Below are 10,124 nucleotides of genomic sequence, written 5' to 3'. Positions count from 1 at the left end.
TAGAGCGTTGGAACCACCTGATCCCATCCCGAACTCAGCAGTGAAACGATGCATCGCCGATGGTAGTGTGGGGTTTCCCCATGTGAGAGTAGGTCATCGTCAAGATTAAATTCCAGAACCCCATTTGCGAAAGCAGATGGGGTTTTGTTTTGGCGCGTGGAAAAAGCTGCCAACTAACCCTCCCAACCAATTAGAGCTCAAGCGCAGCACGCCTGCGGCCCAAGTGGTGAAACGTATGCTTGCGCAGGTCTTCTGTATGGCTATCATGCGCGTCTTACTACTAGGCACTCTCACTCATGCATACACTGCTAAAGCTACTTGAAGACGGTGCGTTTCACTCCGGCGAGGATCTGGGGCTTGCGCTGGGCGTCAGCCGGAGCGCCGTCTGGAAGAAGCTGCAGCAGGTCCAGGCTGACCTCGGCATAGAAATTTACAAGGTGCGCGGTCGTGGCTACCGATTGGCGTCGCCGCTGTCCTTGCTGGACTATGAGGCGCTGCGCCGGGAGCATATCGGGTTGGGTTGGACGTGCAGGATTCACGAAATTATCGACTCAACTAATGCTGAAGCCATGCGAGTAGCGAATTCAGGCGCTGAACTTCCTTGCTTGGTTCTTGCAGAGCGGCAGACGGCTGGCCGCGGAAGGCGTGGCCGTCAGTGGGTAAGTCCTTTCGCTGAAAATCTCTATTACAGCCTCGCCTTGCGTCTGGATGGCGGGACGCGCCGCCTGGATGGCCTCAGTCTTCTCGTAGGCCTTGCTGTGGTAGATACGCTGCGAGAGCTCGGTATTGGTACTGCGGGGCTGAAATGGCCTAACGACATTCTGGTTGGCGGTAAGAAGATTGCTGGGGTTCTGCTCGAACTCACCGGCGATCCTGCCAATGTATGTCATGTAGTGATTGGTATTGGGATCAACGTAAATATGCGTGAATCCATTAACGTAGACCAGGCTTGGACTTCATTGGCTCTGGAGCTTGTGCATGTTCAGGATCGGAATCGTGTTGCTTGCGCGCTCAGTCGAAATCTCAGCGTTTATCTTGCTGGTCATCAGGAGAAAGGCTTTGCGGCCTACCGAAGAGATTGGGAAGACAAGCACTTATGGCAGGGCCTTGCGGTCGCTCTCACTACGGGTGCGAAGATCACCCAGGGTGTGGTCTTGGGAGTTGGTGACGATGGAGCGCTACGGCTGGAGGTAGGTGGCCGTGAGGAGCGGTTTGCCGGGGGGGAGGTGAGTCTGAGGCTCGAGGGTAATTAGGGTAGAGATAGGAGTTGGTATATATGCATTCGGATGCGTGTTGTCTATGAGGTGATTATGCCCTGGGCGTTTTTTTTGTTGCTCATGTTGAACGGTCTTTATTTTGTCTGGCAGCAGCAGGATGCGCCGCTACGCCCGAAAGAGGTCGAGCCGCTGTTAACCCATCGATCATATGGCCAGGATATTCGGCTGCTTAGCGAGTCCGGATTGGGTAGGGGTAAGGAGCGGATGGACGCAGAGCAAGAGAAATGCCTCTATTTGGGCGGCACCGCCAAGCGGGCTGAGGTGACGCTTCTCGAGCAGCGCCTTGTTGCGTTGGATATCGATACTCACCTGGGAAAGCGCCTGGATCAGCAAGGCAGCGTGTTTTGGCTAAAAATTGCGCCTGCGAGTAGGCGGCTGGTGAGCGATGCGCTTATCGCCGAGCTCCGTAGAGATTTTCCCATGCTAAAAAATGAAATAATGTCGTGTGAAGGCATTGCAACCCCAGATTAGTTTGAATAGAATGGCGCCCGCTTCGCAGTGCAGATCGCTTGATTCGTACTGATGTAGCAAGAGTCAATGCTTGTAACCTCAAGTTTTTATTGAGAAAAGGGTTGACAGAAGGGTGGCATGATATAGAATGCTGCCTCGCTTAGGAGGGGTTCCCGAGCGGCCAAAGGGATCAGACTGTAAATCTGACGTCTACGACTTCGAAGGTTCGAATCCTTCCCCCTCCACCATATTTTGAGCGTAAGCAGCAAAGCTCAGCGGGTATAGTTTAGTGGTAGAACCTCAGCCTTCCAAGCTGATGATGCGGGTTCGATTCCCGCTACCCGCTCCAAGTTTGCTGGTTGTGCAATGTGTTTTGCTCTTGTAGCTCAGTTGGTAGAGCACACCCTTGGTAAGGGTGAGGTCAGCGGTTCAAATCCGCTCAAGAGCTCCATTACTAAGGCAGATATGTGAGTATCTGCCTTTGTTTTAGGCGCCAAGAATCCCGGGATCTTTACGCTCTTGGTGAGCTGGTGCTGCAGTGAGTCGATTTTTGCCATCGCATTATCGAGTTGCTGTTGAAATCTTCCTGTCAGGTCCGCATAATGTTCGGCCTGATTTTGCTTTTAGGTCAGTAGCTCAATTGGCAGAGCGACGGTCTCCAAAACCGTAGGTTGGGGGTTCGATTCCCTCCTGACCTGCCAGATTCTCAAATGTATCTGGCTTTCTTTTCACAGGATTTTAGTAGATGAATCCAAAGGCTGAAGCCCAAGACTCCCGGTTTGATCTCGTGAAGTGGCTTGTAGTAGTGCTTCTGGTGGTCGTGGGTGTCGTTGGAAATCAATACTATTCTGCGCAACCAATCCTGTATCGCGTTCTTGCCCTGCTTGTAATCGCCGCCGTGGCAGCCTATGTGGCGCTGCAGACGGGGAAGGGCAAGGCTTTCTTTGTTTTGGCCAAGGAAGCGCGCGCTGAGATTCGTAAAGTCGTGTGGCCTACGCGCCAAGAGACTACCCAGACCACTTTGATCGTGGTTGCAGTGGTTCTTGTGATGGCGCTGCTGTTGTGGGGGTTGGATTCCCTGCTCGGCTGGCTTGTTTCCTTGATTGTCGGCTAAGGGTGTCCCGTGGCTAAGCGTTGGTACGTAGTGCATGCCTACTCGGGTTACGAGAAGCATGTCATGCGCTCACTGGTTGAGCGCGTAAAGCTTGCAGGCATGGAAGATGGCTTCGGCGAAATTCTGGTCCCTACTGAAGAAGTAGTGGAAATGCGTAACGGCCAGAAACGCAAAAGTGAACGTAAGTTCTTCCCTGGCTATGTGCTTGTCCAGATGGACATGAACGAAGGTACCTGGCACTTGGTTAAGGATACTCCTCGTGTCATGGGCTTCATTGGCGGCACTGCAGACAAGCCTGCCCCAATTACCGATAAAGAAGCTGAAGCCATTCTGCGTCGCGTCGCTGATGGCAGCGATAAGCCAAAGCCAAAAACTCTGTTCGAGCCGGGCGAAGTCGTTCGTGTTACAGACGGTCCGTTTGCTGACTTCAACGGTACCGTTGAAGAGGTCAATTACGAGAAGAGTCGGATCCAAGTTGCCGTGCTCATTTTCGGACGCTCCACTCCGGTGGAGCTGGAGTTCAGTCAGGTCGAAAAGGCGTAACTGATCTCAGAATCCCATACCCCGCAGCCTTGGGCTGTGGGGTTTTTTCGTCACCGGGATAAACGCGCAAGTAACCGGGGAGCCTCTCGAGGCGCTAGAACCCGTAATTGGAGTGCCTCATGGCCAAGAAGATTACCGCTTACATCAAGCTTCAAGTGAAAGCCGCTCAGGCTAACCCGAGCCCGCCCGTTGGTCCTGCGCTGGGTCAGCACGGCGTGAACATCATGGAGTTCTGCAAAGCGTTCAACGCCCGTACTCAGGGTATTGAGCCAGGTCTGCCTACTCCTGTGATCATCACTGTTTACAGTGACCGCAGCTTCACATTTGAAACCAAAAGCACCCCGGCTTCGGTACTGCTGAAAAAAGCAGCTGGCTTGACCAGCGGCTCGGCTCGTCCGAATACCGTAAAAGTTGGCACTGTGACCCGTGCTCAGCTTGAAGAAATCGCCAAGGCAAAAAATGCCGACTTGACCGCTGCTGATATGGACGCCGCCGTGCGTACAATCGCCGGTTCCGCTCGCAGCATGGGCCTTAACGTGGAGGGTGTGTAATGGCTAAGCTGACTAAGCGCCAAAAGGCTATCGCTTCCAAGGTTGAAGCTGGCAAATCGTATAACTTCAACGAAGCTGCTGCCCTGCTGGCTGAGTTGTCGACAGTGAAGTTCAGCGAGTCCGTAGACGTTGCTGTGAACCTCGGTGTTGACCCACGTAAATCCGACCAGGTTGTACGTAGCGCTACCGTACTGCCACACGGCACTGGCAAGACCGTTCGTGTAGCCGTATTTACTCAGGGTCCAGCTGCTGAAGCTGCTCTGGCTGCCGGTGCTGACCGCGTTGGTATGGACGATCTGGCTGCTGAAATGAAGGGCGGCGATCTGAACTATGACGTCGTTATTGCCTCCCCGGACGCAATGCGTGTTGTTGGTCAGTTGGGTCAGATCCTCGGCCCGCGTGGCCTGATGCCTAACCCGAAGGTCGGTACTGTTACTCCAGACGTAGCCACTGCCGTTAAAAATGCCAAGGCTGGTCAGGTTCGCTATCGCACCGATAAAAACGGCATTATCCACACTTCCGTTGGCAAGGTCGGCTTCGAAGCAGACAAGCTGCGTGAGAACGTTGAAGCACTGATCGCTGATTTGAAGCGTATCAAGCCTGCTTCCTCGAAAGGTATCTACGTCAAGCGCGTAACCCTGAGCACCACTATGGGCCCAGGCTTGGTCATCGACCAAGGTTCGTTGGACGCGTGAGACTGGCACGGCGCGGGTAACCGCGCCGTTGCGAAAATTGGGGTCCCTGCCTGGCGGGGGCTATCCAAGACCGTAGGCGGCGAAAGTCTTAAACCTCAAGCCTACGCAGATGGTGCTCCCGGTTCCTTACCGAATCAGACACCAAAACGACATCCGGCTCAGGTCAGATGAAACGGTAACAAGCAGGAGTTAAACCCGTGGCAATTAAACTCGAAGACAAGAAGGCCATCGTCGCTGAAGTCAACGAGGCTGCCAAAAACGCTCTGTCTGCTGTTGTGGCTGATGCCCGCGGTGTGACAGTAGGCGCGATGACCGGACTCCGTAAAGAGGCTCGTGAAGCTGGCGTATACGTGCGTGTCGTACGTAACACCCTGCTCAAGCGCGCCGTTGCTGACACTGAATACAGTGTCCTCAACGATGTGTTCACCGGCCCGACCTTGATCGCGTTCTCCAATGAACACCCTGGCGCTGCTGCCCGTTTGTTCAAAGAGTTCGCTAAAGGTCAGGATAAGTTCGAGATCAAGGCAGCTGCGTTCGAGGGCAAGTTCCTCGCACCTAATCAGATCGACGTACTGGCAACATTGCCGACCCGCAACGAAGCGATTTCGCAGCTGATGAGCGTGATTCAAGGCGCTACCAGCAAGCTCGCTCGTACACTGGCGGCCATCCGCGAACAGAAAGAAGCCGCTGCAGCCTAAGGGCAGGCACTTCCTCTCGCGTATTTTTGTTTATTTCGATGGTCGCGTAGGCCGTCCCCCAATTCAGGAATTAGAGTCATGTCTATCTCTCAAGACGATATCCTCAACGCCGTAGCTGAAATGTCCGTTCTGCAGGTTGTAGAGCTGATCAAAGCATTCGAAGAGAAATTCGGTGTTAGCGCTGCCGCTGCTTCCGCTGGCCCAGCTGCTGCTGCTGCCGTTGTTGAAGAGCAAACCGAATTCAACGTCATGCTGCTGGAAGCGGGCGAGAAGAAAGTTAACGTCATTAAAGCAGTTCGTGAACTGACCGGTCTGGGCCTGAAAGAAGCCAAGGCAGTCGTTGACGGCGCTCCAGCAATGGTCCTGGAAGCAGTAGCAAAAGACGCTGCTGACAAAGCCAAGGCTACCCTGGAAGAAGCAGGCGCTAAAGTCGAGCTGAAGTAAGCATCGACTTTGCGTTTCCAGCCCAAGCGTTAAGCGAAAGGCTGATGGCTGGTGGCTTCTGCCACCGGCCTTTTTCCGTTGTTGGCAGCTGATTCGGTTAGCGCTGATTACGTGATCTACCCACCTTGAACGGTGGCGCGAACCATGGGGTTCGCAAGATTTTTCTGGCTGCTCCCGTCGGGAGGAGCCAAACAAGCAGGTGACCAAGCTGGGGAACGCTGATGGCTTACTCATATACTGAGAAAAAACGTATCCGCAAGGACTTTAGCAAGTTGCCGGACGTCATGGATGTGCCTTACCTCCTGGCCATCCAGCTGGATTCGTATCGTGAATTCTTGCAAGCGGGAGCGACTAAAGATCAGTTCCGCGACGTGGGCCTGCATGCGGCCTTCAAATCTGTTTTCCCGATCATCAGCTACTCCGGCAATGCTGCTTTGGAGTATGTGGGTTATCGTCTGGGCGAACCGGCTTTTGATGTCAAGGAATGCGTGCTCCGCGGTGTGACATACGCCGTACCTTTGCGGGTAAAAGTACGTCTGATCATTTTCGACAAAGAATCGTCGAATAAAGCGATCAAGGACATCAAAGAGCAAGAAGTCTACATGGGTGAAATCCCCCTGATGACTGAGAACGGTACCTTCGTTATCAACGGTACCGAACGAGTGATCGTTTCCCAGCTGCACCGTTCCCCAGGCGTGTTCTTTGACCACGACCGCGGTAAGACGCACAGCTCTGGCAAACTGTTGTACTCGGCTCGCATCATTCCTTACCGTGGTTCGTGGCTGGACTTCGAATTCGATCCGAAAGACTGTGTCTTCGTACGTATCGACCGTCGCCGCAAACTCCCTGCATCGGTTCTGCTCCGTGCATTGGGTTACACCACTGAAGAAGTGCTGGATGCCTTCTACACCACCAACGTATTCCACGTTCATGGCGAGAACCTGAATCTGGAGTTGGTGCCTCAGCGCCTGCGTGGCGAAATTGCCGTTCTGGATATACTGGACGACAAGGGCAAGGTCATTGTTGAGCAAGGCCGTCGTATCACGGCTCGCCACATTAACCAGCTCGAAAAAGCGAACATCAAGACCCTTGAAGTTCCGCTCGACTACGTAATCGGCCGCACTAGCGCCAAGGCGATCGTGCACCCGGCGACGGGTGAGATCATTGCCGAGTGCAATACCGAACTGAACACCGAGATCCTGGCGAAGATTGCCAAGGCTCAGGTTGTCCGTATCGAGACGCTATACACGAACGATATCGACTGCGGCCCGTTCATTTCCGACACCTTGAAGATCGACTCGACCGGCAATCAGCTTGAAGCCCTGGTCGAAATCTATCGGATGATGCGTCCTGGCGAGCCACCTACCAAGGATGCTGCCGAGACCTTGTTCAACAATCTGTTCTTTAGCCCAGAGCGTTACGATCTGTCGGCTGTAGGTCGGATGAAGTTTAACCGTCGTATCGGTCGTACCGAGATCGAAGGTTCTGGCGTGCTCCACAAAGACGACATCGTCGCTGTGCTGAAGACCCTGGTCGACATCCGTAACGGTAAAGGCATCGTCGATGACATCGATCACCTTGGTAACCGTCGCGTTCGTTGCGTAGGTGAGATGGCCGAGAACCAGTTCCGTGTAGGTCTGGTGCGTGTTGAGCGCGCGGTCAAAGAACGTCTGTCGATGGCGGAAAGCGAAGGCCTGATGCCTCAAGACCTGATCAACGCCAAGCCTGTAGCGGCGGCGGTGAAAGAGTTCTTCGGTTCCAGCCAGCTTTCACAGTTCATGGACCAGAACAACCCGCTGTCCGAGATCACTCACAAGCGTCGCGTCTCTGCACTCGGCCCTGGTGGTCTGACGCGTGAGCGTGCTGGCTTTGAAGTCCGTGACGTACACCCGACTCACTACGGGCGCGTGTGCCCGATTGAAACGCCGGAAGGTCCGAACATTGGTCTGATCAACTCCTTGGCTGCCTATGCGCGCACCAACCAGTACGGCTTCCTCGAGAGCCCGTACCGTGTGGTTAAAGATGCTCTGGTAACTGACGAAATTGTTTTCCTCTCGGCTATTGAGGAAGCAGATCACGTCATTGCCCAGGCTTCTGCCGCAATGAACGACAAGAAGATCCTGATTGACGAGCTGGTTGCTGTTCGTCACTTGAACGAGTTCACCGTCAAGGCGCCGGAAGACGTCACCCTGATGGATGTTTCGCCGAAGCAGGTTGTATCGGTCGCGGCATCGCTGATCCCGTTCCTTGAGCACGACGACGCCAACCGTGCGTTGATGGGTTCGAACATGCAGCGTCAGGCTGTCCCAACATTGCGCGCTGACAAGCCGCTGGTTGGTACTGGCATGGAGCGCAACGTTGCGCGTGACTCCGGTGTTTGCGTCGTGGCCCGTCGTGGCGGCGTGATCGACTCGGTAGACGCCAGCCGTATCGTGGTTCGTGTTGCAGATGACGAAGTTGAGACAGGCGAAGCCGGTGTCGACATCTACAACCTGACCAAATACACACGTTCGAACCAGAATACCTGCATCAACCAGCGTCCGCTGGTGAGCAAGGGTGACCGCGTTCAGCGTAGCGACATCATGGCTGACGGCCCGTCCACCGATATGGGTGAACTGGCGCTGGGTCAGAACATGCGCATCGCGTTCATGGCGTGGAACGGCTTCAACTTCGAAGACTCCATCTGCCTGTCCGAGCGTGTTGTTCAGGAAGACCGCTTCACCACGATCCACATTCAGGAACTGACCTGTGTGGCGCGTGATACCAAGCTCGGGCCTGAAGAGATCACTGCCGACATCCCTAACGTGGGTGAGGCAGCACTGAACAAGCTGGATGAAGCTGGTATCGTTTATGTAGGCGCTGAAGTCGGCGCTGGCGACATCCTGGTAGGTAAGGTCACTCCGAAAGGCGAGACCCAGCTGACCCCGGAAGAGAAGCTGCTGCGTGCGATCTTCGGTGAAAAAGCAAGCGACGTTAAAGACACGTCCTTGCGCGTGCCTACCGGTACCAAAGGCACCGTTATCGACGTTCAGGTCTTCACTCGTGATGGCGTTGAGCGTGATGCTCGTGCGCTGTCCATCGAGAAGAGCCAGCTCGACGAGATCCGCAAGGACCTGAACGAAGAGTTCCGCATTGTTGAAGGCGCAACGTTCGAACGTTTGCGTTCCGCTCTGGTGGGTCGTACCGCTGAAGGTGGTGCTGGCCTGAAGAAGGGGCAGGAAATCACCAATGAAATTCTGGACGGCCTGGAACACGGTCAGTGGTTCAAGCTGCGCATGGTCGAAGATGCGCTGAACGAGCAACTCGAGAAAGCTCAGGCTTACATCGTCGATCGTCGCCGTCTGCTTGACGACAAGTTCGAAGACAAGAAGCGCAAGCTGCAGCAGGGCGATGATCTTGCTCCAGGTGTACTCAAGATCGTCAAGGTTTACCTTGCCATCCGCCGTCGTATCCAGCCTGGCGACAAGATGGCCGGTCGTCACGGTAACAAAGGTGTGGTCTCCGTGATCATGCCGGTTGAAGACATGCCGCACGATGCCAACGGTACTCCGGTGGATATCGTCCTCAACCCGTTGGGTGTACCTTCGCGTATGAACGTCGGTCAGATCCTCGAAACCCACCTCGGCCTCGCGGCTAAGGGGTTGGGCGAGAAGATCAACCGCATGCTTGAAGAGCAGCGTAAAGTCGTTGAGCTGCGTAAGTTCCTGAACGAGATCTACAACGAGATTGGCGGCCGTCAAGAGAGTCTAGATGACCTGTCTGATCAGGAGATTCTGGATCTGGCGAAGAACCTGCGTGGCGGCGTTCCAATGGCTACCCCGGTATTTGACGGTGCGAAGGAATCCGAAATCAAGGCAATGCTCCGCCTGGCGGACATGCCGGACAGTGGCCAGATGCAGCTGTTCGACGGCCGTACCGGCAACAAGTTTGAGCGTCCGGTCACCGTTGGCTACATGTACATGCTGAAGCTGAACCACTTGGTGGACGACAAGATGCACGCGCGTTCCACTGGTTCGTACAGCCTGGTTACCCAGCAGCCGCTGGGTGGTAAGGCTCAGTTCGGTGGTCAGCGTTTCGGGGAGATGGAGGTTTGGGCGCTGGAAGCTTATGGCGCGGCGTACACTCTGCAAGAAATGCTCACAGTGAAGTCGGACGACGTGAACGGTCGGACCAAGATGTACAAGAACATCGTGGACGGCGATCACCGTATGGAGCCGGGCATGCCCGAGTCCTTCAACGTGTTGATCAAAGAAATCCGTTCGCTCGGTATCGATATCGATCTGGAAACCGAATAACACGTGACGCGAATCGAGGGTGGGTCGGTATGACTGCCCTCTGCTCCGCCAGGAGGA

General features: G+C 54.7%; 9 protein-coding genes, 4 tRNA genes and 1 rRNA gene. All 14 read left to right on the top strand.

Translation table 11 applies throughout. The annotated features are described in order from the left end of the window. Positions 1-105, top strand: a 5S ribosomal RNA gene (gene rrf, locus BBI10_RS10690); the annotation flags it as partial. 191 nt (positions 106-296) lie between these two features. Next, the gene (gene birA, locus BBI10_RS10685) at positions 297-1,253 is read left to right on the top strand and encodes a bifunctional biotin--[acetyl-CoA-carboxylase] ligase/biotin operon repressor BirA (protein WP_065988465.1); all 957 of its coding nucleotides are present in this window, start codon (positions 297-299) and stop codon (positions 1,251-1,253) included. A gap of 57 nt (positions 1,254-1,310) precedes the next feature. Continuing rightward, positions 1,311-1,748 (top strand): hypothetical protein, encoded by a 438-nt coding sequence (locus tag BBI10_RS10680; RefSeq protein WP_065988482.1) that lies wholly within the window; start codon positions 1,311-1,313, stop codon positions 1,746-1,748. A gap of 142 nt (positions 1,749-1,890) precedes the next feature. After that, positions 1,891-1,975, top strand: a tRNA-Tyr gene (locus BBI10_RS10675). 27 nt (positions 1,976-2,002) lie between these two features. Beyond that, positions 2,003-2,076: transfer RNA gene (locus BBI10_RS10670), tRNA-Gly, on the top strand. A 26-nt stretch (positions 2,077-2,102) separates the two neighbouring features. Further along, positions 2,103-2,178: transfer RNA gene (locus BBI10_RS10665), tRNA-Thr, on the top strand. 174 nt (positions 2,179-2,352) lie between these two features. Then, positions 2,353-2,428 (top strand) — tRNA-Trp (locus BBI10_RS10660). 44 nt (positions 2,429-2,472) lie between these two features. Further along, positions 2,473-2,841 (top strand): preprotein translocase subunit SecE, encoded by a 369-nt coding sequence (gene secE / locus BBI10_RS10655; protein WP_037017694.1) that lies wholly within the window; start codon positions 2,473-2,475, stop codon positions 2,839-2,841. A 9-nt stretch (positions 2,842-2,850) separates the two neighbouring features. Next, entirely contained in the window at positions 2,851-3,384 is a 534-nt protein-coding gene (nusG, locus tag BBI10_RS10650; protein WP_003317113.1) for a transcription termination/antitermination protein NusG, read from the top strand. A gap of 119 nt (positions 3,385-3,503) precedes the next feature. After that, a complete protein-coding gene (gene rplK / locus BBI10_RS10645; RefSeq protein ID WP_037017696.1) occupies positions 3,504-3,935 on the top strand; it encodes a 50S ribosomal protein L11 in 432 nt (143 codons plus the stop codon). Next, positions 3,935-4,630, top strand: coding sequence for a 50S ribosomal protein L1 (gene rplA / locus BBI10_RS10640; RefSeq protein ID WP_065988464.1), 696 nt, complete (start codon positions 3,935-3,937; stop codon positions 4,628-4,630). The genes rplK and rplA overlap by 1 nt, the downstream gene beginning before the upstream one ends. Before the next feature lie 197 nt (positions 4,631-4,827). Continuing rightward, entirely contained in the window at positions 4,828-5,328 is a 501-nt protein-coding gene (gene rplJ / locus BBI10_RS10635; protein WP_065988463.1) for a 50S ribosomal protein L10, read from the top strand. A gap of 78 nt (positions 5,329-5,406) precedes the next feature. Further along, positions 5,407-5,772 (top strand): 50S ribosomal protein L7/L12, encoded by a 366-nt coding sequence (gene rplL, locus BBI10_RS10630; RefSeq protein WP_019409897.1) that lies wholly within the window; start codon positions 5,407-5,409, stop codon positions 5,770-5,772. A 221-nt stretch (positions 5,773-5,993) separates the two neighbouring features. Then, complete coding sequence (gene rpoB / locus BBI10_RS10625; RefSeq protein WP_065988462.1) at positions 5,994-10,067, top strand: DNA-directed RNA polymerase subunit beta; 4,074 nt, start codon at positions 5,994-5,996, stop codon at positions 10,065-10,067. The last annotated feature ends 57 nt before the right edge of the window (positions 10,068-10,124 follow it).

It is taken from the genome of Pseudomonas graminis (assembly GCF_001705435.1).
Classification (GTDB): Bacteria; Pseudomonadota; Gammaproteobacteria; order Pseudomonadales; family Pseudomonadaceae; genus Aquipseudomonas; species Aquipseudomonas graminis_B.
This window is presented reverse-complemented; position numbering and strand designations above follow the sequence as displayed.

What these genes read in the sequence shown, in the direction of transcription:
- rplA (WP_065988464.1), top strand. Translation starts at nt 3,935, where the DNA reads ATGGCTAAGCTGACTAAGCGCCAAAAGGCTATCGCTTCCAAGGTTGAA.
- rplK (WP_037017696.1), top strand. Translation starts at nt 3,504, where the DNA reads ATGGCCAAGAAGATTACCGCTTACATCAAGCTTCAAGTGAAAGCCGCT.
- birA (WP_065988465.1), top strand. Translation starts at nt 297, where the DNA reads ATGCATACACTGCTAAAGCTACTTGAAGACGGTGCGTTTCACTCCGGC.
- rplL (WP_019409897.1), top strand. Translation starts at nt 5,407, where the DNA reads ATGTCTATCTCTCAAGACGATATCCTCAACGCCGTAGCTGAAATGTCC.
- secE (WP_037017694.1), top strand. Translation starts at nt 2,473, where the DNA reads ATGAATCCAAAGGCTGAAGCCCAAGACTCCCGGTTTGATCTCGTGAAG.
- rpoB (WP_065988462.1), top strand. Translation starts at nt 5,994, where the DNA reads ATGGCTTACTCATATACTGAGAAAAAACGTATCCGCAAGGACTTTAGC.
- BBI10_RS10680 (WP_065988482.1), top strand. Translation starts at nt 1,311, where the DNA reads ATGCCCTGGGCGTTTTTTTTGTTGCTCATGTTGAACGGTCTTTATTTT.